The following is a 21,235-nucleotide window of genomic DNA, read 5'->3' as shown; positions in this document are numbered from 1 at the left end:
CAGCTGGAAGCCGAACTGAACGTCACTTTATTTGAACGCACCCGCCAGGGCGTCCGCCTGACCGAAGCCGGAAAACTGCTGTACGACCGCTCCGCCAACCTGCTCGAGTACGTGAAATCGACGGAGCTTGAGGTCGCAAAGGTCGGCAAAAAGCGGGTTCTGCGCCTCGGCATCACACCGACCACCGTTGCGACGATCATGCCGTGCGTCTCGCTTTTTTCCCGCCGCAATCCCGATGTCAACTTCGAGGTGCACGACGGCATCACCTACACGCTGTACCGCTATCTGATGGACGGCATCATCGACATTTCCATCGCCCGCACGCCGCTGCGGCTCGACGATGTCGACTATAAAATTTTAAGCTCTGAACCTATGATTGCCGTTTCTTCAAAAGATATGCTTCCCGAGAAGAACGGATCGCTAAATCTCTCGGATCTTTTGAATATTCCGCTCATCATCTACCGCCGGTATGAGGCGCTCATCATGGATGCGTTCCACTCGCGCGGCATGGAGCCCGATCTTTTCTGCGTCTGCGACGATCCCCGCGGCGCGATGCTCTGGGCAAAGGAAGGCCTTGCCACTGCCATTTTCCCGCAGTCCATGAGCTCTCTCTGCCAGGGACTCCGCATCCAGCCGCTCGCAGAAAGCGACCTGGAAACGCAGATCGCCGTGATCTGGAAAAAGGGGCGGAAGCTCTCTCCGCTTCTGCAGGACTTTGTCGATGCCTGCATGGAGAGCATATTATAATAGAAGAAGTCCGCTGCGCCGGTCTCTTTTTCAGGGATCAGCGCAGCGGACTTCCTTTTTTTATTTCTCATTCTTTTTACTGCACAAACAGCAGCGCGATATTCAGCAGTGTCACAATCACCGCAATCGCAGACAGGGCAATTTTCAGCCGCAGACTGTTCGCGTATTTTCCCATGACTTTTTTCGAGGACGTCAGATAAATCTGCGTAAATACCGTGATCGGGAGCTGCATTCCAAGGAACATCTGTGAATAGAGAAGGCCCTGGAACGGGGAATCAATCAGAAGAATGACCGCTGCGGCCGGGATCATGGTAAGAAGGATTCCCCAGCGTGTCTCCTTACTCTTGATCTCATACGGCTTGTTAAAAATCCCCGAAAAAATCGTTCCGCCCGCCATTCCCGCGGTGATGCTCGATGAAATTCCGGCGAGGAGAAGCGCCGCAGCGAAGATCACCGATGCGGCATTTCCAAGAAGCGGTGTCAGCATCTTTCCCGCCGTTGCGAGATCATCCACCTGCTTTGCATTCTGCGGCTGGAAAAACGTTGCGGCCGCCATCAGGATCATCGCACTGTTGATGGCCCATCCGATGATCATGGAAAACAGGGTGTCTTTGAACTCATACTTTAACTGGCGCGCAATCACCTCATCATCCTCAAGATTCCACTGGCGGCTCTGAATAATTTCCGAGTGGAGAAACAGGTTGTGCGGCATGACGACCGCACCGAGGACGCTTAAGATGACCGGCATTGAGTGCTCTGGAAACGACGGTTTTACCCAGCCGACAGCCGCCTGCGCCCAGTCGATATCGGCGATCCATACCTCAAAAAGGAACGAAAAGCCGATCAGCGAGACAAACACAATGATCAGTTTTTCAATCCGTTTGTAAGCACTTGTAAACTCACAGATCAGAACCAGCACGAGAATCATCATGCTGCCGAGCTTGATCGGAATGCCGAACAGCATCTGGAGCGCAATCGCACCGCCGAGGATCTCCGCCATTGCGGTCGCCACCGCTGCCATCATCGCCGTCGCAAGAATCGTGTTTTTCAGCCACGCAGGCAGATAGAGGCTCGCCGCCTCCGAGAGGCACTTTCCCGTGACAATGCCGAGATGCGCCGCATTGTGCTGCAGAAAAATCAGCATGATCGTGGACAGGGTGACCATCCACAGAAGCTCGTAGCCGTAGCCCGATCCGGCGGCAATGTTGGATGCCCAGTTTCCCGGGTCGATAAAACCGACCGTGACAAGAAGTCCCGGGCCGAGATAGCGGAGAAAATTCATGCCCGCCGTCTCTTTTCGTTTTCGATTTTGTTTCATATTCTTTCCTTTCTGACAATTTGATACGGAACCGGCCCATCCAGGACCGGCAGAAATCGTTTTGTTGTGGTTTTGGTTTCTTTGGTTAGTTATAACTAACTTCATTGTACATGGGATTTTTCAAAAAGTCAAATCCTGTTTTCTCTTTCTTGTGCTTCACCGTCCGCTGTGCTACAATAAAACTGCTTATTTTGAACTAAAAGGAGAATTTTTATCATGATACGACTTGCCGTCCCGGAGGATTTTACTTCGATCATGTCAATCTATGCTTACGCCCGCTCTTTTATGCAGGAAACCGGAAATCCAAACCAGTGGGGAAATCATTTTCCGCCCGAGGAACTGATTCACAACAGAATCCGCGACAAACAGCTTTTTGTTTTTGAGGAAAGCGGCACGCTGCGCGGCGCGTTTGCCTTCATCATCGGCGAGGATCCGACGTATCTGCAGATCGACGACGGTTCCTGGCTCTCCGATGCGCTGTACGGCACCATCCACCAGGTTGCCTCGGATGGAACGATCCACGGATTTTTCTCGCAGATCGTCGATTACTGCTGGGCACAGATTCCGCACCTGCGCGTCGATACGCATGCGGACAACAAAATCATGCAGCATCTGATCCGGAAAAACGGATTTGAACAGCGCGGTATTATCTATGTGCTGAATCACTCACCGCGGATTGCGTTTGAGCGGGTAAAATAAGTTTTTCTTCGCCGTACAGGCATCAAAAAACAGAGCACCTGATCTGTCGTAACATACAGATCTGTGCTCTGTCTTTTTATACAAACTTCAGCAGTGTGCGGATCATTCCGTCCACATCAACCGGTTTTGTAATGTAACCGTCCATCCCTGCCTCGCGGGCCGCTTTTTTGTCCTCCGCAAAGGCATTCGCTGTCATCGCAATCACCGGAATCCGCTTTTTCCCCTCTGTTTTTGCACCTTTCTGTGTGCAGAATACAGATGCGGAAAAAACGGATTTTCCTGTGTATCGTTTTATGCGTGGATTCCTCTGTTCTCGTCCCCGGACTCGTTTACGCCGAATTCGTAATCATTGCCCGGCAGAATCATGTTCAGCAGGATTCCTGCGATGGCTGCAATGGCAAGTGCAGTCAGGGTGACGGTCGTTCCGCCGATCGTAAAGGAAAGACCGTTGCTGAAGCCCAGTCCACAGACAAAGATGACGCCCGCGATGATCAGGTTTCTCGATTTGGTCAGGTCTACTTTATTCTCTACCACGTTGCGCACACCGATGGCAGAAATCATACCGTACAGCATGAAGCTGACGCCTCCGATGATGGAGGACGGCATGGTGCTGATGAGTGCCGATACCTTCGGAATGAAGCTGACGATAATCGCAAAGACTGCGGCAATACGGATGACTCTCGGGTCATGTACGCGGCTCAATTCCAGAACGCCGGTGTTCTCGCCATACGTCGTGTTGGCCGGTCCGCCGATGAAACCTGCCATTGCGGTTGCAAGACCGTCACCGAGCAGGGTTCTGTGCAGGCCCGGATCAGAAAGGAAGTTCTCTCCTACGGTTGCAGAGATCGCCGACATATCGCCGACATGCTCCATCATGGTCGCAATCGCGATCGGTGCCATGATCATAATGCTGGTCAGATCGAATTTGCAGAGCTGCAGCGGCGGAAGTCCGACGATGCCTGCCTGTGCAGCCGGCGCAAAGTTGATGATCACGGATCCGTCCGGATTTTTGATGCCGAGTGCATTCAGGACAACTGCCACAACGTAGGCAATCACAACGCCCATCAGAATCGGAATGATTTTGAACATTCCTTTTCCCCAAATGTTGAAAATGATGATGACTGCCAGCGCAACCAGTGCCAGGAACCAGTTCGTCGAAGCATTATTAATGGCGGAACCAGCAAGGCTGAGGCCAATGCAGATGATAACCGGACCTGTGACAACCGGCGGCAGGTAGCGCATCACGCGTTTGACGCCGACCATGCGGATGATCAGGGCAAAAATCAGGTACAGAAGACCTGCTACCACAATACCTCCGCAGGCATAGGCTGCCTTGTCGTTGACACTCATGCTGGCATATTTTCCGGTGTTCAGGTTTGCAACAGCAGCAAAGCCGCTTAAGAATGCAAACGAGGAACCAAGAAATGCCGGTACTTTAAATTTCGCGCACAGATGGAACAGCAGCGTTCCAAAGCCGGCGCAGAACAGCGTGACGGATACGGTAAGACCGCGGGACGGTCCCTCGCCGCATGCATCTACAAAGTAGCTGTTTACCAGAATCGGCACCAGAATGGTTGCACCGAACATGGCAAACATGTGCTGCAATCCGAGAATCAGCATTTTAGGAATGCCGAGCTTTCTCGCATCGCGGATGACTCCATTAGACTCGTTCATACGTCTCTCCCTCTCTTTTGTTTTTCCTTCCCATTATAGGCGTTATATTCTGGAAATACAAGCGAAAGATTCCGTTCCGAACACTTTAATTTTCAAACGGGCGGACACGAAGGGCAACACCTAATTCATCGCAGATTTCCCGGCATTTCTGAATCTTTTCTTCCGGCATAACTTTCTCGACAACGGTCATCACAACATTCGGCACATACTGTTTTGCAAGTACTGCAAACTCCTTGATCGCCTCGTACGACTGGATGCCGAATTTCGACCGCGTGAGCTCCAGAAATTCCTTTTCATCCGGCGCGTTTAAGGAAATCGAGACGGTATCGAATCTTCCCTTTAATTCCGGGGTGACATCTCTTCCATAGATCAGGTTGGCAAGACCGATCGTATTCAGACGCACTTTCAGGTTCGGATACGTTTCTTTTAAGGAATCGATCACCCGACAGACATCCGCAAGCCGCTCAAGCGGTTCTCCGAAGCCGCAGAAGACCAGTTCATTGATCACGTTCAGATCGTACTGTGCGAACAGCTCCAGCATCGTCTCAACGGATGGCTCGCCCTCTTTTAACCACAGTGTATTTCCCTCCTGCTGCTGTTTCGTCTGGCGCAGACAGAACACACAGCTGCACGGGCATTTGTTTGTCATGTTGACATAGACATTTTTTCCGGTAAGATCGCCGCTCTTTGCAAGGTCGAGATACCCTTCCTCGCCGACGGCTCCGGTTACAGTATATAAATACATTACGCTTCCTCCGTTAAATCCTTCATAAACATTTCAAAGCAGAGTCCCCAGTAGCTCGGCACTTCGTTTTCTTCGCAGTAGCGGATGCATTTCGATACGTAATCCGCCGCCTTTTTCACCGACTCGTACAGGCTGTGGCCGTTCAGATACATGCCTGCGATAATTGCCGCAATGACATCTCCCGTACCGCTCCGGTCGCCGCCGATGCGGTCTACCATGACGATCTGGAAATCCTCGCCTTTGTTATAGATAAAGTTGGCAATCTGTGTCTGGTTAAAGTGGATACCCGTCACAACAATATGTTTCGGTCCCCGCTCTGCCAGTTTTCCGCACATCTCCTTCAGCTCCTCAATCGAAGCTCCGTTCTCCGGATACGGCGCATCGAGCAGTGTACAGAGCTCTGTCAGGTTCGGCGTGATGATGTCCGCGTAGTGAACCAGCTCTTTCATCTTGTCGCACATCTCTTTCGTGTACGTCCGATACAGCTTCCCATAGTCTCCCATGACCGGATCGACGATGACAAAGTTGCGGTCCGTCTTGAAATGGCGGATAAAATCAAGCACAATATCCACCTGCTGTTCCGATCCTAAAAAGCCGGTCGAGACCGCATCGAAATCGAGCTTCAGATCCTTATAGGTCTGAATGTAATCCTTCATCCGGTCAGTATAATCATCAAAGTAATACGTCGGAAACTGCGTATGTGCCGAGAGAATTGCGGTCGGAACTGCCACCGCCTGAATCTTCATCGCCGACACGATCGGCGCCATCACAGCAGTGGAACAGCGGCCAAAACCGGTCAAATCGTTAATCAGTGCTATCTTTTTCTGTTTTTCCATGTTGTTCTCCTCTTTTCCGGAATGCCACCACACCCGTTTTACGTTTATTTTTACACAACTGTGCCTTATTTACAAGTTTTTTCCAGATAAAAAGAAAAGTATCCGTCACAGATACCGGATACCTTTCTTTTTCTCTTTGCTATTTTGCGGGTTTCTATGTCTACGCTTCTATAGCAAGACCCGAAAATAATGCAAAAAAGGCAGTGCTGCAGAGCGCGAATTGCAAGGAACAGATTTGAAGGCGTACCGGGGTACGACGAAAATCTGTGACGCAGTAATTCACGCTCTGCGGTGCTGAATTTTTTGCATTATTTTCGGGGATTGCTATAAAATCTTGCATGCGAATGGCGCCAGTGTCATATCTCCATACGTTACTTCCTTCGCGTTATGATTGATATACATCGTCACCTTCTGCTTCTCGTTTCCTCTCGTCACGATCTCAAGGCCCTCTTCGGACGGCACCATCTGGAAATGGCAGTCCCGCATCACCTGCTCCATCAGAAGCTTCGTGATCTTCTCTTCCAGACCGCAGCCCACGTAATACAGGGTTCCCTTTCCTGTCTGTTTTCTCGTCACGGCTGCGAATTCCAGATAGAACGCATCCGCGTAACGGAACAGCACTTCCGCATCCTGCACTTTGATCATATCGCGGAAGATTCCGCCTGTGCCTTCCACGCCCTCGAACACGCCGCTTCCCACAACCGGGAATGCATCGTAGTCCTGAAGACTCTCCGTCTCCTCTACCGTAAGACCCGCAAGCGCATTGTAGTGCACCGGCAGTGTCTCGCCGAACGGAACGTTATTGTCCGCATCTTTCACGGCGTGGCGGTACGTCACGATTACGGTTCCGCCGTTTTTCACAAACGCTTCCACCTTTTCTTCCATCTCCGGCTTCGTAATGATCATCTGCGGCAGGATCACAACTTTATAAGAAGAAAATTCTCTGTCCTCCGGAATCACGTCCACGCCGACATTCTGATCATAGAATGCTTTATAAAACTTCTGCATCTCCGCCGCCGGATCGAGCAGAATGCTCTGGCGCTGGATGCGGAACGATGCCAGGGAATCGTAATCGTACACGATCGCCGCCTCGTTCTTCACCGGGGCTTCCATCGCTTCTCTGTATTTTATAATATCATGGAAGAAGCTCTGTACTTCATAGAATTTTCTGCGTTTCACATTATCCGCATCAATGATACCATAGCAGAACTGCTCCGCACCTTTTGTCGCCCCGCGGTAACGGAAATACATCAGGGAATCGGCGCCGTGTGCCATACTCTGATACGACCACATCTTCGCCTGGTTCGGACGCGGCAAAAAGCCCGTCACATCGTGGCCCTGCGCTCCCATGATCGCCTCGGTAATCCAGAAATTCTCACCTTTTAAGCCGCGGATGTAGTCGAGCGCGAACGCAATCTCATGCGGCGCAATCGGCTCTTTCTGTCCGCCCCAGACCGGGTAATTGTTGTATGCTGCCTGATCGAGTGTCTTTGCCACTTTCGAATAGTCAACATGTTTTCCAAGACCGCCGCCCGGGAAATCATGCATCACAACAGCCTCCGGCGAGATCTCCTTGATGAGCTTTGCCTGAAAGGCCATGAAATCCACGATCGACTGGCTGCGGAACCTCTCCCAGTCCTGGCGGAGTGCCGGGTTGTGTGTCGTGATCGTCTCCGACGGGGTCGGAATTTCATCAAATGTGTTGTATTCCTGCGACCAGAACGTGGTTCCGTACGTCTCGTTTAACGCATCCATATCGCCTGCAAACTTTTTCGACAGATACGTCTGAAACGCCTTCTGACAGTTTTCGCAGTAGCAGACATCGCTTCCCTCATGGCCGATCTCATTGTCGATCTGCCATGCCACGATGCTCTCCTCATCCTTATAGTGCTCGACCAGTTCACGGATGATTTTTTCAGAATACGCATACATGTGCGGACTGTTGAAGCAGTAAACGTGTCTTCCACCGAAGGCTCTCTTCTTTCCGCCTTCGAATTCCGAGAGGATGTCCGGGTGCTTTTTCGCCAGCCATGCCGGAATCGTCGCGGTCGGGGTTCCCATAATCACCTTCAGGTTCCGCTCTTTTGCTTTTTCGATGACACGGTCAAAGAAAGAGAAATCGTACTGTCCTTCCTGTTTCTCCATCAGATGCCAGGAAAATTCCGCAATTCGGATCACGTTGCATCCCAGCTCCACAATTGTATCAAGATCCTGCTCAAGCAGGGATGCATCCCACTGCTCCGGATAGTAATCTACACCAAGCCACATAGTCGTTCCTCCACATTTTTACTAAAATTTTTATATTGTTTCTGCAAGCCCTCATTCGGCTTTTTCTCTGTGTTTTCTGACTATAATGGTAGCAAATTCCATCCGTTGTGTCAACGTTATTTTACTAAAACTTTTACTATTTTTCCTTCATGAAAGAAAAATTTTACTTCATCCCGTTTTTCCTGTTTTACCGCTCTTTTTTCACGCTGCCGCGCACCACAAGACTGCACGGAACCACGATTTTTCTCGGAAGCCGTTCCACGTTCCACAGCCTCTCCAGTGCAAAGGCAGCCTCTCTTGCACTCTCCCGCAAATACACCTCGATGGAATCGAGCGGCGGTGTGCTGCTCTCGGAAAATGCCGTGTTGTTGTACGTCACGATACTGCAGTCGTCCGGAACAGAAAATCCATGCTCATGGATTGCCTTTAAAATACCGGCGGCAGTGGCATCACTGGAGATAAAGAGAGCCTTCGGCGGCATCCCGTTTTCGTTCAGATAACGGTCCATTGCTTCGTAAGAGCTTCTGGAATTCATCTCGCAGTCGATGATCTGCTTTTCATCAAACAGATTTTTGTCCAGCATGGAATTTTTGTAATAATAATATCTCGGATCCATCGTCAGCTCTTTGACCTGGTTGTACGTATACACAGCGCCCGCGTACGCCACGCTCTCATATCCCTCCTCCGCAAAGTGCTGCAGTACCAGGCGGGTCGCCATATGATAATTCGGAACGATGCTGTAATATTTCATCTCATCCGGCGAGGAATCGATAAAGACCAGATTCCCCGTATACTTTTCAAAGCTTCGGATTTCTTCTTTCGTAAATCGTCCGAGCGCAATGATTCCATCCAGGTTCCGATCACTGTTCGTCATAAAGCTGCCGTTTCCATCCCGGTACAACGATACCGTATTCCAGCCATTTGCAAAACACTCTGCTTCCACCAGATTTTTCAGCATCATGTAGTAAATATCGTCCTGAAGCTGTGGCATCTCAAACATCTGCGCAATGCCGATCGTTCTGTTTTTCGTCGTTTTTGTCTGTTCTGCTTCCTGTTCTTTACTGTTTTTATGCTTCTGCGATGTGGAACGGTAGCCCAGCTCCATCGCAATCCTCGTCACATTTTCTCTTGTTTCTGCCGCCACATTCAGTGTACTGTCCCCATTTAAAATCCGGGATACCGTTCCCTGGGATACACCGGCACGCAGCGCAATATCTTTTAATGTCGCCATAAATTCCCCTTCTCCGTTCGAGTAATTTCATGTTTAGAAACTATTCGGAACCCCATCTTGATTTCGTATTTACTAAAACATTTTACCATAATCCCCTCTAAAATTCAACGAACCGGCTTTTTTTCAAAGCCGGTTCGCCCACATCATTTTACTGTTTATGCTTCTGTTTTTTTACTTACCTTGCTCAGAATCTCTTCCAGGAATGCACCATCCAGTTTGTATCCTTTTACATAAATCACAAACGCAAGAACGGTAATCACAGCCGGAATCACGCCCATCAGAACACGCATACCCATGATGGTTGCTGCGGACTGCTCTGTATTTGCAACATAGCCTACGATGGTAAGACCGACACCGATCAGCCATGCAGAAACAGCAGATGCTGTTTTTACCAGCAGTGTCTGGAAAGAGGCAATGATACTCTCGTTACGGCTTCCTAATTTCACCTGCCCGTAATCGATAACGTCTGCCAGCATAACAGTTGTTGCGCCTAATGTCAGGCCGGATCCAAGCTTATACAGCACGCCGCATACTGCAATAATTACCACGTTCTGCGGGGCAAAGAAACCGCTGACAACAAGACCGACAAGTCCAATGGCCGGGCTGAAACTTGCGATTGCAAATACCTGCTTTTTGCTCAGGCGTTTAGAAAGTACCGGGAACAGGAACAGTGCGCCAATCTCGGCAAACTGTGCTGCTGTTGTGAAAATCGGATACAGATCTTTATCACCGGCAACGTAGGTGAAATAGTAAATTGCAACACCACCGGCCAGCTGTACAACCAGGTTGTAGCAGAGCACAACACCGATGAATACCTTTAACTGATCATTTGCCATAATGACATGGAGCGCATCTTTTACCGTTGTTCTTTCCGCTTTTTTATCCCCTGTTTCTCCAAAACAGCTACGGTCTTTGACAAATACAACAGTAATAATAGAAGTAACCACAAAAATAACGGCAATGCCGACCGCCAGCATGGAATAACCCTTCGCGTCATCTCCTTTTCCGAGCATGGAAACCATCTTGATCGCAAACGCACCCATGAGCAGCCATGCCAGACTGGCAAAGATACGTGGAATTACGGACATGGAATCTCTCTCCTCCTTGGTGCTGGAAAGAGACGGCAGCATGGACCAGTACGGAATATCAATTACCGTGTAAGTCATACCCCAGAGAATGTACATCACAGAAAAATAGGCGTACATGCTAAATCCGGTCATGCCTGCCGGTTTGCGGAACATAAAGATCATCACGATCGAGTTCAATACTGCGCCGAGCAGAATCCACGGACGGAATTTGCCCCATTTGCTTCTGGTGTTATCTACAACGAAGCCCATCATCGGATCATTAAATGCATCCCAGATTCTGGCTACCAGGAACAGGTTTCCGACGAACAGCGGTGCCATTCCAACCGTGTCTGTAAAGTAGATCATCAGGAAATACGAAATCATCGCATAGCACAGGTCTTTACCAAGTGCACCAAGTCCAAATGAAAATTTGGTGAAATTTGTTTGTTTCATACGTTTTCTCTCCTTATTTTTTCTTATGCTCTGCCGGTTTCACATTTTGCGAACCGGATCAGCGTGCTTGCATAGTCGCCATTTAAGCGGAGCTCCAGTCCATGCTGCATCAGATAAGCGCCGCTTTTTTTCAGCTCCCCATTCTCCAGCAAAACGGTGTAAACCGCATCTGCTTCCAGACCCCTGAAGCGGACCGTTGTGCTTCTATGGCCGATTTTCCCCTGCGCAAGGAAGGCAAAAATCAATCCTTTATCTTCTTTCTGATACTCATAAACTGCATAATCATTTGCAGACGGGTTTTCCAGACGATAGAAGATTCCCTCCTGGACGATCGGTCGGATCTCTTTGTATTCGCGGATCATTTCTTTTGCCGTCGCGGTATCTTCTTCGGTAAACTTCAGAACATTGCATCCGATGCCGAGGCTTCCCATCATTGCGCTGTGAAAGCGGAATTTCATCGGGATCATGCGCGCCGAAAGGAAATTCGGGCAGTCCGTGACCCAGGCACGCATTGCCTTAATCGGATAAATGTAAGAATAGCTGTCCTGAATCGTCAGACGATCGTATGCATCGGTGTTATCGCTCGTCCAGAAATCATCAAAAATGCCAAGGATGCCGTAGTCGATTCGTCCGCCGCCGGAAGCACAGGCTTCAAACAGTACGTGCGGATGTTTTTTCTTTAATGCTTTTACGATATCGTAAACCGCTTCGATGTGGCGGTACCAGAGATCGCGGTGCAGATTTGTCTGAGAAATCGGACGGTTGGCATCCCACTTAATGTAGTCAATTTCATGGCCGGAAAGCAGGTTGTCCAGCATCTCATAGAGGAACGATTTCACTTCTGCTTTCGTCAGATCCAGTACATACTGACCTCTTGAAGTGTCGCTCGTTCTCGTATCAAAGTGATAAATCCAGTCCGGATGCTCTGCAAACAGCTTCGTCGGCGGATTGACCATTTCCGGCTCAACCCAGATGCCGAACATCATGCCGAGGGATTTTACTTCACGGATCAGCTCATCGATACCGTTCGGGAATTTTTTTTCGTTGACATACCAGTCGCCGAGACCGTTGTCGATGCCATTCCGCTCGCCGAACCAGCCGTCATCCACAACGAACAGCTCTGCTCCAAGCTCCTTTGCTTTTTTCGCCAGCTTTTTCTGCTCTTCACACGTTACCCCGAACTCCGTTGCCTCCCAGGAATTGTAGAGCACCGGACGAAAACCTTCGGACAAAATAAAGTCATTCGCAAAGCGGTGCAGGCGGTGTGACATGGTTTCAAAACCACAGTCCGAGTAGCCGCAGAGAATCGCAGGGCTTGCAAAGCGCTCTCCTGCTTTCAGCTCCAGACAGAAATCATGTGCATTCAACCCCATCTGGACGAGTGTCCCGCCATACGGGGTCTGCTCGACAACGCCGCTGAAGTTCCCGCTTTGGCGAAGTGCTCCGAAGTAAACATCTCCGCTTGTCTCGGTCGCATCGCGATCCAGAATAAAGTATGGGTTGTGATTGTGGGAAGAAATTCCTCTTCGGTTCTCAATCACAATTTTTCCATAGCTGACTTTCTGCACAAACCGCTGCTGTTCTGCGCCCCAGTGACCGTGCACGTTCGAAAAGTTCAGGTTCTCATACGGAATATGGAACTGTCCGCTCTGGAGCTGCTCCACTTCCATTGTTTCACCGGACGCATTATAAAGAACAACGAAACGCTCCATCAGATCGTACGCTTCATAGACCTTGTAATGCAGTTCCATTTTCAGCGCATAGTGTCGGTCTTTCAGTTCCAGAATCAGCTCCTCGCAGGATTCCCCGTTTTCGATGCGGTATCCCACGTATTCGTAAACGACTTCGCGGACACCATCTGCAAACGTCACCTTCAGACAATGCTCTTTATATCGAAGACTTCCGTATACCGGAAACTCTTCTCTTGTGATTTCGTAAACCGGATCATTCGTGGATACCTCGGTCAGTACCGGCAATTCAAAATCTTCCACTTCGTTGATCCGTTTTCCCCAATATAAATGTCTTACCAGTCCCTGGTCGTCAATGCCGAACGCATAGCTGTTGGATCTGGTCTGCATCAGGAAAATATTTTCGGAATGATTGATCACAATACCCATTTTCGCTTTCCCCATTTCTCTATCTTGTATCTTTCATTTTTTCAACATTACAAATCTATCACATGTTTTACTAAAAGTCAAAATATTTTACTCTGGGTTTTAGTAAAATTTACTACCTGTTTTTTGTGAAAAATGCACAAAAAGAGGCATCTCCATCTATGCAGACTGGAAATGCCTCTTTTTTTGTTCTCTTGTTTCCTTTTTTTCTTCAGCTCAGGAAGTTTTCAATAATGACGTTTTCCGCCTCCGCTTCCGTCATGCCGAGCGTTCTGAGTTTCAATAACTGCTCGTCATTGATCCGTCCGATCGCCGCCTCGTGGATGATTGCCGCATCCACATGCTCTGCCTGGATCTCCGGAATAGATCCGACCTGTGCGTGATCCATGATGATAGAATCGCACTGGATATGGGCGTGGCACTTGTTTTTGCCGACTGCCTTCGGATGGAAGACCTGGGAGGAATTGCCCTTTCCGACCGAACGTGAAATAATCTGTGCGGAAGAACCGCTTCCGTTCATACAGACTTCGATGTCCGACTCTGCCTTCTGGTCACCGTCTGTCATCAGACGTTCGAGCACAAACAGTTTGGAATTTGCATCCATCACAACGTTCGTCGTACGAATCGTTGAGTCAACACCCTTGATCTGTACAGTATCCAGCGTAAAAACGGAATTTTCTCCGATTTCAATATTGGTCACCGGGTTCAGAATCCGCTGTCCCGTTCCGTTTCCCTCACCATAATGCTTTTCTTCGTAGCGCACGTTGGCATTTTTCCCTACATGGAACGTATGGATTCCGTCGTGCCGGCTGTCGTTGCAGCCGCCGTTGTGAATGCCGCAGCCCGCTACAATCGTAACATCGGCGCCGTCCGCAACGTAGAAATCATTGAAAACAAGATCCGTCATACCGGAAACGCTGACGACAACCGGGATAAATACTTTTTCACCTTTCGTCTCGCCGTCAATCAGGATATCGATGCCCGGCTTATCCTCTTTCTTGCGGATTTTGATATGCTCACTGTCCCCGTGGCAGAGCGGAATTCCGTTCTGGCGGAGATTATAAGCCCCTTTCTGCGCAAATCCTTCACTGATCTGATTTAATACACCCTGGGTTGTCTCATCTACCTGTACCATCAGCATGTGCCCCCTTCCTGGCCGCACATCCGGCCTGTTTTCTGCTGGAACAGAGTCGGCAGTACATCTTCTTTTGTACCGTATTCTTTCACCTGGCCGTCCTCGATCACCATGATCTTATCCGCCATCTGGATAATGCGTTCCTGATGGGAAATGAGGATCAGACATTCTTTCTTCTCTTTGTGGATTTCTTCAAACCGTTTGATCAGCATGGAAAAGCTCCACAGGTCAATACCGGCCTCCGGCTCATCGAAAATGCTGACTTTATGCGGTTTCGCAAGCACCGTTGCAATCTCCAGGCGTTTCATCTCTCCGCCGGAGAGTGTGCCGTCCATCTGACGGTTCAGGTAATCGGCAGAGCAGAGTCCGACGGCGGAGAGGAGTTTACAGCTCCCGGCTTCCGTCAGCTCTTTTCCGGCTGCCAGCGACAGCATTTTTTTCACCGTCATTCCTTTAAAACGCGGCGGCTGCTGGAATGCATAGCCGATGCCGGCGTTTGCGCGGTGGTCAATATCATAACCGGTAATATTTTCCCCATCCAGGAAGATTTCTCCGCCGTTTGCTTCCTCAATGCCGGCAAGTACTTTGGCCAGCGTCGATTTTCCGCCACCGTTCGGTCCGGTAATCACCAGCATTTCCCCGTCCTTCACCTCAAAACTGATGTGGTTGACGAGGCAGCGTTTTCTTCCCTCTTCGTTTACTTCAAAGGTAAGATTGTCTACTTTCAGCATATTTGCACCTCTTTTGTTTTCGGTCTTTGAGGAATGATCCCTCTTCCAAAAACTCTACTCCTTCTCTTAAAGTCTGTCAATTGTTTGTTACAGTTTTGGGACACTCTTTCTTTTTGGGCTATTGATTCTCCCTGTAACGTTTTCCTCTTCTGCATTCTTACCATTTCTTCTGGATCGTATGCCCTGTTTGCGGTATAATGGGGATAATATTTCATCGGGAGGTTATCGTTATGCGTGTACTTATTACAGGAACCAGCTCCGGGATCGGGAAGGCGATTGCGGAGAAATTTTTAAAAGAAGACTTTGATGTTACCGGATTTGACCGGAAGGAAGCTTCGATTGCGCAGGAGCATTATACCCACTTCCGTCTCGATATCCGCGACAAAGAACAGTATCCGGATCTGGCACCGTTTGATATCGTCATCAACAACGCCGGTGTGCAGAATGAGGATGATATTGATATCAATTTGAAAGGAACGATCGCAATTACGGAGGTGTACGGAATTCATGACGGGATCCGCGCCGTCCTTATGATCGGATCAGCCAGCGGCCACACCGGAGCTGAATTTCCGGAATATACGGCAAGCAAGGGCGGCGTGCTCGCCTACACGAAAAATGTGGCGCTCCGCATTGCACCGTACGGCGGAACATGCAACAGCCTCGATTTCGGCGGCGTGCTGACCGAGCTGAATCTGCCGGTGACAGAAGATAAAAAGCTCTGGGATCAGATCATGGAGCTGACACCGCTGAAACGGTGGATGACCGTTGAAGAGGCGGCAGACTGGGCGTACTTTATGACCGTGACGAATCGGTTCTGCACGGGACAGAATATTCTGATTGACGGCCTTGAAGCGGGAAACGCACACTTTGTGTGGCCGGATGAATGATTTGTTAATTTCCTGCACAAACAAAAAACAGGTTCCCTGCACGGAAGCTTTTTGAGCTTTTCCGCTGCCGGGCTGCCTGTTTCTTTTTATTTTTTTCGTTTTTTCTTACGCTTTCTCAAACACCAGAATTTTCTCTGCGAATTTGTGGACGACCGGCATCCATATCACCAGCTTGTAGATGGGATTCAGTGTTTCCATACCGCGGGCGATGTTATCGTCTTTTACTTTTCGGAAACCGGCGGCAATGTCGCCCAGCTCTGCAAAGCTGTTCGCACCCCAGGTAAATGTCGCGCCTGTCGCCTGGATGGATTTTTCGATGTTTTCTTTCTTTACAAAGTACGGGCACAGCGTTTCCATGCAGACGTAGGCATTGTCGAAATGATCGCGGATGATGGCGAGCATCGTTCTGACCTCATCCGCTTTCATGTACATGGTCAGACCTTCGATAATGAAAAGCATTTTGCCCCGCACTTTTACCTGATCGGCCCATGCCGGGTCGAGCACGGAACACGCAATCGTGGAAACACGGCCGGATTCCTGATAGATGGAATCGCGCACCTCAATCGTCTCCGGCAGATCGAGATTGTACCAGGTAATTTTTCCATTATCCATGCGGTAAAAACGAGTGTCCAGACCACAGGCGATGTTGACGACGGTACAATCCGGGTTTTTTCGGATAAAGTCGCTGACCAGCTCATCGAACACAACACTCCGCGCCACGATTCCGCTGCTCATTGCTGTGTCCTTTTTCGCATTGCTGAAATCGTAGTCGATGCGGTCGATCAGCTCTTCTGCTTTGGTATCGCGGAACTTGTTTTTCGGATTTCTGCTGTGCATGGCACGGGCATAGAAGCACTGCAGCATCGTCTCGGCAGTTCCGTTCAGTTTTGGTTTTATTTTTTCATTGCTCATTCTGGGTGATCTCCCTTCCATTTCACCGGTTCCGGTCCGGTCTTGTTTTATTTCGGATTTTCCACCTTGTCTCCCACAAACCAGTAATCACAGACCTCACCGCCGCCTGCCAGCGTATGGTCACGATGGAGCTTTGCATGCATCAGGGCTGCTGTCTTGTAATCAATGTCGCACATAATCGGCAGCACTTCCAGATAGCCCTCTTTTCGGGCGAAGGTGTTCAGGGGACATTGGGTGAAGTGGTAATAAAAACCGTCCTGATGCTTCGTCTCATCAAAATGAAAATCCCACGAATACGCCTTATACTGCGGATGTGCTTCCAGCCAGGCGGCATCCTTATGCATCATCTCCGCAATCCGCGCCATGCCGCTCTTCTTATTCGCATTAATCATCAGGCCCATGGCTTTCAGAAGCGGGAAGGACATCATCTCCTCTGAGATTGTACGCAGTTCATCCACAGAAATCTGTCTGTCCGACGCATCCCAGAGCGCAAGAAAAATGAGGCCTTCATAGAAATTCGACGCCATCGGGTTGTCCTTTCCGATATCATCGGCGCGGCGAAGCATGTCGCGGTAGATCTGGTTGGTTTTGCGGAGAAGCTCGGTGGTCTCCTCTTTGCCGTAGCGTTTTAGCAGGCTTTTCTTTATTAAAGGAGTCAGCATGTTCCAATATTTGCTGGTGTATTCCATCATGGGCGGGTACCTCCATCTTACTTTTATTAGGTTTTACTAACTGACAGGTGTAAAATTTCCGCCTACAATGTAGAAAAATAGGCGGAATTTTACTTTTCATTATGAGGTTATTATAGCACAGTTTTTGTTACTTTGCTTTATTCAAATAATTTTTCTTGACTTTTTTTCTTTTCTATAGTATCCTTTTATACAAAGAAATGGGTTTTTTGTCGTGTACAGCCTTATGGCTCAATCGGGTTGCTCGTTTCTTTTTTTATGTCCAAAATATCATAAAGATACATTTTTTCATCTTCCGAATGTCTTACAATAAGTGATGCATGAAATACATTATATCTTACTATTTCATCATCCTCTCCATATACCGGCAATGCGAATCTCGAATCATATCGATACCATCCATACTTTGCATTTTTCCAATATTTCTTTTCATCATTCGCCCTATGATGCTTTCCCGAAGCAATTTCAATTAATTCTGGAGTTCCCTGAGAAGCATTCGCTTTTGCCTTTGCTTTCGTCCCTTTTATAGAAAATGTATATTCTGATCCACTATATTCATTTGGTAAATCCGCTCCGATATAGACCGCATCTCCCGTCGAATCAATTGTATAAACGTCTCCAACAAATTCTTTCAAATACTCTCTTACTTCTTTCCAGCGAATCCCTCTTTTCCCTTTAAATTTTATATCATTAATAACAACAATATCTTTCCCATCAACATCTTGAATTACAGAAACATTTCTCTTAGATTTTTTATTCGACATTTTCAACGATTCATTCAGCATTTCGAAATATGTCATAAAATTTGTGCCAGGCAAAAAGAGAGAATACTAACACAATTATGTATATATTCTCTCCGTGACTGTTTCTCTTTTATATATCCTGGATATCGCTTACATTTTGTTTAATTGTTTTTATTCTAAAGTCTATCATGTAAATTGCAAACAACGTAACTCGAAACGCAAACCTAAGACTTCCCCCTGCTAAATAATTTCTTCCGTGAACACATTCATTCCTTATATTGCAGGAATTCCCATTATACATCATCTGATATACAAACATCAGATCTGATACATTTTCAAAACTTTGCTGCGCTTCATATACCCTTCCCAAAATTTCCCGAAGCAATGAACTTGGATCATTATACTGCATAAATTCTTCTTTGCTCTTTTTAAACGGAAAAACGCCAAGCAACTTAGCAAGTTCTCTTATTTTTATTTCTAACACCGGAAAAAGTTGTGTCAGCAATGCAAGAGAAATACGTTTTGAATATGGAATCAATTTTACTTTGCATTCTCTTTTTATCATCTGATACAACTTTTCCTCTTCTGAAAAAATAGCCACATAACACTGTGTATTTTCAAAAAAGCGCTCATGAATGGCTTCCATAAATACAGTTGGTTCCAGTTTATTTAATAATTTGTAACCTTTTTTCTCCTCTAATACCGTCACATAATTTAACAATAATTTATCAATATCATGACGCTCATAAATGATTGCTTTTTCTCTTGGGAAAACTGCATTAAGTTCCATTCTGTTCACCAGATAAACAAGCACACTTTCAGATGCTGATGTCATAATATTTAATAGTTCTTTTTCTGAACAAGGTGTACATAACCCAGCAAATACAATCGGATTTGTCAATGCTTGTTCACTAAATTTTGCAAGTTCCCTCTTTTCAAAAGTGTGTTCGTATGAAAACTCCTGCATATTTTTGCATTGCTCACTATACGCAAAATTCTGCCAGCTTTCCTGTGTTTGTATCATTTCTTTTTGAAGATATCGTTTATCTATACTTTTATTATTCTTATTAATTTCAATTAGAAAAAGCATATATCGATAATATACGGTTGCAACACTTATATCTGTTTTATCTTTTATACATGACCGGAATTTTTGACATAACACTCGAAAATATTCCATCGTGATTTCCCCTGCCACTATAGTATTCTCAATATATTTCTGCAACTCCCAAATCTCAGAAATATTTTCTACTTCTTTGAACTTATTTTCCAAGTACTGCGCTGCTTTTTCTTTTTGTATTCTCGAGGTTGGGTATCCATCTTCTTTCAACTTTAAAATCCGATCTGGTTCTTCCCACTTTTGTATTTCTTGTAATAAATTTATGTACTCTGCTTCCTGTCCACATTCTTTCATTTGTTTATCTTTATGCATACATGCTAAAAATACATAAGAAGAACTATTAAATATCTTAAAGTGCTCCTCTTCTCTGTTAATCACTTCACTCAAAACTCTGCAATGAAGCAGCTTTATTCTTTTTGATGGTTCTGTACTAAACAAAAAATAACTTATTGTTTCTAAAACAAAATCTGCACGGATATCTTGAAAATAGTTCTTTATATCTTTCAAAATATCTTTGCTCCACATCGATATTTCCGGTACATTTCCATTTGAGCCAGTGAACATCGGCTGAATCTTTTTTCCTATAAACGATACTTTTAACATATCGAGTAAATATTCTTCCTGCCATGTTTTACATTCCTGTTCATCTATTCTTTGATAAGAAAATGCATTATAGCTTACAATAACATTCTCATAGCGTTCCAAAAAATCATGATCCGACAAATATTCCATTTGGTTTATATTATCTTCCAGACATTTTAGTGGTACTTCCATTCCCCGTACCTGAAAAGTCTCTGTATAACCCATAATCTCTTGTTCATGTTCCCTTAAAGACTCACAATTAATTAATTGAAAATAATTTTTCTCAGACAACAATCGAATATCATATAAAATTTCAAATTCATTATCCTTCTTTTCCAGTTTTGTGATCCAAACACATAATAAAAACAATTTACATACGTTGTAACTCACTTTTTGCATACAGACATCAAGACTGATTTTCCCAATATAAAATTTCGCAATCTCCCATATTTCTGCATGTATTACTTTCCGATATTTCCATTCCCCATCACATACTTCCAATACTTTCACAAAGTATTGAAACATCCTTCTCATCGCAATACTTTCATTCAAATATTCTTTCCAGGAATCTACTTCTTTAACTTCAAATCTCTCCTGTATCTTTTCAATCAGCCACTGCCATTCCTGTGAATGTGCTAATAACCCATCCACATACTTTACTTCTGTCTCATGTTCCAAATAATTCATTCATTTTCTCCTTTCCACTCATTTTCCTGTATAGGCGTTTGCGAAACGCCAAAAGCTGCATAAATACGGCATTTTTTTGTTGTTAAAATAAAATATCTCCTCAAGGTTTATGGTAAAATAGAATTGCCTAGAAACTAATTAACCAATCCACCTAAAGGAGATATACCTACATGATAACATATAAACAGCTCACTTTGGCAGAAATTTTTGAAAATTGCCAAAATAAATTCGACAACGACAAATATCAGTTTCTTTCAAACCGTATTATCAAGCAGCTAAAGGCTTTCAAAAAGTCCCATAACCTTGATGATTCCTATGATCCTTATAAAGCTGCTTATGGCTCTATGCCAACTCATGCGGCTTCCAATCAGGCAATCCAGCAGATGTACATCAATGGACATTTCTGTTACGCCTATAAATTTGGCATTATTACGAACGGGCTTGGTATTGTTCGTGACATCACTTTCTACAACAAGGACTTTCTAAAAAAACATCCTGATATCGTTGTAGGGAAGAAATCAGATTCACCGGATGAGGATAAATCCCTTGCCGATTCGAAAGCACTTCTTCCAGTTTTAATTGACTTTTTCCAGAAAC

At 46.6% G+C, this 21,235-nt stretch carries 18 protein-coding genes and 1 pseudogene; 4 read left to right on the top strand and 15 right to left on the bottom strand.

All coding sequences use genetic code 11. The features are described from left to right. The coding region (locus tag ACY2VW_RS11705; RefSeq protein WP_461878187.1) for a LysR family transcriptional regulator at positions 1-747 on the top strand (747 nt) is incomplete at its 5' end. A gap of 76 nt (positions 748-823) precedes the next feature. On the opposite strand, the gene ACY2VW_RS11700 is transcribed toward ACY2VW_RS11705, so the two are convergent. Further along, positions 824-2,065, bottom strand: a complete 1,242-nt coding sequence (locus ACY2VW_RS11700; protein WP_461878186.1) for an Nramp family divalent metal transporter — start codon at positions 2,063-2,065, stop codon at positions 824-826. Positions 2,066-2,281: 216 nt separating this feature from the next. Here ACY2VW_RS11700 and ACY2VW_RS11695 point away from each other — a divergent pair, with 216 nt between their 5' ends. Continuing rightward, positions 2,282-2,764: an N-acetyltransferase gene (locus ACY2VW_RS11695; RefSeq protein ID WP_461878185.1), complete on the top strand. Its 483-nt coding sequence runs from the start codon at positions 2,282-2,284 to the stop codon at positions 2,762-2,764. A gap of 76 nt (positions 2,765-2,840) precedes the next feature. Here the strand turns inward: ACY2VW_RS11695 and ACY2VW_RS11690 are convergent, their stop codons facing one another. The 10 genes from ACY2VW_RS11690 to ACY2VW_RS11645 form a co-directional block, all read right to left on the bottom strand. After that, entirely contained in the window at positions 2,841-2,969 is a 129-nt protein-coding gene (locus ACY2VW_RS11690) for a response regulator (protein WP_082424597.1), read from the bottom strand. Between the two features lie 86 nt (positions 2,970-3,055). Continuing rightward, positions 3,056-4,438: a uracil-xanthine permease family protein gene (locus ACY2VW_RS11685; RefSeq protein WP_461878184.1), complete on the bottom strand. Its 1,383-nt coding sequence runs from the start codon at positions 4,436-4,438 to the stop codon at positions 3,056-3,058. Between the two features lie 85 nt (positions 4,439-4,523). Next, positions 4,524-5,183 carry a TatD family nuclease-associated radical SAM protein gene (locus tag ACY2VW_RS11680; protein ID WP_461874431.1) on the bottom strand — a complete coding sequence of 220 codons (660 nt, stop codon included), beginning with the start codon at positions 5,181-5,183 and terminating at the stop codon, positions 4,524-4,526. Then, positions 5,183-6,019 carry a pyridoxamine kinase gene (locus ACY2VW_RS11675; protein ID WP_461878183.1) on the bottom strand — a complete coding sequence of 279 codons (837 nt, stop codon included), beginning with the start codon at positions 6,017-6,019 and terminating at the stop codon, positions 5,183-5,185. Before ACY2VW_RS11675 ends, ACY2VW_RS11680 begins: the two co-directional genes overlap by 1 nt. A gap of 324 nt (positions 6,020-6,343) precedes the next feature. Then, positions 6,344-8,287, bottom strand: coding sequence for a beta-galactosidase (locus tag ACY2VW_RS11670; protein ID WP_461878182.1), 1,944 nt, complete (start codon positions 8,285-8,287; stop codon positions 6,344-6,346). Positions 8,288-8,474: 187 nt separating this feature from the next. Further along, complete coding sequence (locus ACY2VW_RS11665) at positions 8,475-9,518, bottom strand: LacI family DNA-binding transcriptional regulator (protein ID WP_461878181.1); 1,044 nt, start codon at positions 9,516-9,518, stop codon at positions 8,475-8,477. A gap of 155 nt (positions 9,519-9,673) precedes the next feature. Continuing rightward, positions 9,674-11,038: a melibiose:sodium transporter MelB gene (melB, locus tag ACY2VW_RS11660; RefSeq protein WP_461878180.1), complete on the bottom strand. Its 1,365-nt coding sequence runs from the start codon at positions 11,036-11,038 to the stop codon at positions 9,674-9,676. A 23-nt stretch (positions 11,039-11,061) separates the two neighbouring features. Further along, a complete protein-coding gene (locus ACY2VW_RS11655) occupies positions 11,062-13,155 on the bottom strand; it encodes an alpha-galactosidase (RefSeq protein WP_461878179.1) in 2,094 nt (697 codons plus the stop codon). A gap of 208 nt (positions 13,156-13,363) precedes the next feature. Continuing rightward, complete coding sequence (locus ACY2VW_RS11650; protein ID WP_461878188.1) at positions 13,364-14,287, bottom strand: SufB/SufD family protein; 924 nt, start codon at positions 14,285-14,287, stop codon at positions 13,364-13,366. After that, a complete protein-coding gene (locus ACY2VW_RS11645) occupies positions 14,287-15,018 on the bottom strand; it encodes an ATP-binding cassette domain-containing protein (RefSeq protein ID WP_461878178.1) in 732 nt (243 codons plus the stop codon). The genes ACY2VW_RS11650 and ACY2VW_RS11645 overlap by 1 nt, the downstream gene beginning before the upstream one ends. Before the next feature lie 230 nt (positions 15,019-15,248). On the opposite strand from ACY2VW_RS11645, the gene ACY2VW_RS11640 reads away from it, so the two are divergent. Then, on the top strand, positions 15,249-15,905 hold the full coding sequence (locus ACY2VW_RS11640) for an SDR family NAD(P)-dependent oxidoreductase (protein WP_461878177.1): 657 nt from the start codon (positions 15,249-15,251) through the stop codon (positions 15,903-15,905). A gap of 105 nt (positions 15,906-16,010) precedes the next feature. Here the strand turns inward: ACY2VW_RS11640 and ACY2VW_RS11635 are convergent, their stop codons facing one another. From ACY2VW_RS11635 to ACY2VW_RS11620, 4 genes are all read right to left on the bottom strand, one after another. Next, a complete protein-coding gene (locus ACY2VW_RS11635; RefSeq protein ID WP_461878176.1) occupies positions 16,011-16,817 on the bottom strand; it encodes a class I SAM-dependent methyltransferase in 807 nt (268 codons plus the stop codon). A gap of 47 nt (positions 16,818-16,864) precedes the next feature. Then, the gene (locus tag ACY2VW_RS11630) at positions 16,865-17,509 is read right to left on the bottom strand and encodes an L-2-amino-thiazoline-4-carboxylic acid hydrolase (protein ID WP_461878175.1); all 645 of its coding nucleotides are present in this window, start codon (positions 17,507-17,509) and stop codon (positions 16,865-16,867) included. A 221-nt stretch (positions 17,510-17,730) separates the two neighbouring features. Further along, positions 17,731-18,270: a hypothetical protein gene (locus ACY2VW_RS11625; protein ID WP_461878174.1), complete on the bottom strand. Its 540-nt coding sequence runs from the start codon at positions 18,268-18,270 to the stop codon at positions 17,731-17,733. A gap of 109 nt (positions 18,271-18,379) precedes the next feature. Next, complete coding sequence (locus ACY2VW_RS11620) at positions 18,380-20,638, bottom strand: hypothetical protein (protein WP_461878173.1); 2,259 nt, start codon at positions 20,636-20,638, stop codon at positions 18,380-18,382. A 254-nt stretch (positions 20,639-20,892) separates the two neighbouring features. Between ACY2VW_RS11620 and ACY2VW_RS11615 the strand changes: the two are divergent. After that, positions 20,893-21,235: pseudogene (locus ACY2VW_RS11615) on the top strand (ISNCY family transposase); the annotation flags it as partial.

The sequence above is a fragment of the Fusicatenibacter sp. genome (assembly GCF_977045365.1).
The sequence above is the reverse complement of the archived record's forward strand: the minus strand, read 5'-3'. Positions and strand labels throughout refer to the sequence as shown.

Coding starts and splice junctions, on each gene's coding strand:
- ACY2VW_RS11700 (WP_461878186.1), bottom strand. CDS start 2,065: ATGAAACAAAATCGAAAACGAAAAGAGACGGCGGGCATGAATTTTCTC.
- ACY2VW_RS11695 (WP_461878185.1), top strand. CDS start 2,282: ATGATACGACTTGCCGTCCCGGAGGATTTTACTTCGATCATGTCAATC.
- ACY2VW_RS11685 (WP_461878184.1), bottom strand. CDS start 4,438: ATGAACGAGTCTAATGGAGTCATCCGCGATGCGAGAAAGCTCGGCATT.
- ACY2VW_RS11680 (WP_461874431.1), bottom strand. CDS start 5,183: ATGTATTTATATACTGTAACCGGAGCCGTCGGCGAGGAAGGGTATCTC.
- ACY2VW_RS11675 (WP_461878183.1), bottom strand. CDS start 6,019: ATGGAAAAACAGAAAAAGATAGCACTGATTAACGATTTGACCGGTTTT.
- ACY2VW_RS11670 (WP_461878182.1), bottom strand. CDS start 8,287: ATGTGGCTTGGTGTAGATTACTATCCGGAGCAGTGGGATGCATCCCTG.
- ACY2VW_RS11665 (WP_461878181.1), bottom strand. CDS start 9,518: ATGGCGACATTAAAAGATATTGCGCTGCGTGCCGGTGTATCCCAGGGA.
- melB (WP_461878180.1), bottom strand. CDS start 11,038: ATGAAACAAACAAATTTCACCAAATTTTCATTTGGACTTGGTGCACTT.
- ACY2VW_RS11655 (WP_461878179.1), bottom strand. CDS start 13,155: ATGGGTATTGTGATCAATCATTCCGAAAATATTTTCCTGATGCAGACC.
- ACY2VW_RS11650 (WP_461878188.1), bottom strand. CDS start 14,287: ATGGTACAGGTAGATGAGACAACCCAGGGTGTATTAAATCAGATCAGT.
- ACY2VW_RS11645 (WP_461878178.1), bottom strand. CDS start 15,018: ATGCTGAAAGTAGACAATCTTACCTTTGAAGTAAACGAAGAGGGAAGA.
- ACY2VW_RS11640 (WP_461878177.1), top strand. CDS start 15,249: ATGCGTGTACTTATTACAGGAACCAGCTCCGGGATCGGGAAGGCGATT.
- ACY2VW_RS11635 (WP_461878176.1), bottom strand. CDS start 16,817: ATGAGCAATGAAAAAATAAAACCAAAACTGAACGGAACTGCCGAGACG.
- ACY2VW_RS11630 (WP_461878175.1), bottom strand. CDS start 17,509: ATGATGGAATACACCAGCAAATATTGGAACATGCTGACTCCTTTAATA.
- ACY2VW_RS11625 (WP_461878174.1), bottom strand. CDS start 18,270: ATGTCGAATAAAAAATCTAAGAGAAATGTTTCTGTAATTCAAGATGTT.
- ACY2VW_RS11620 (WP_461878173.1), bottom strand. CDS start 20,638: ATGAATTATTTGGAACATGAGACAGAAGTAAAGTATGTGGATGGGTTA.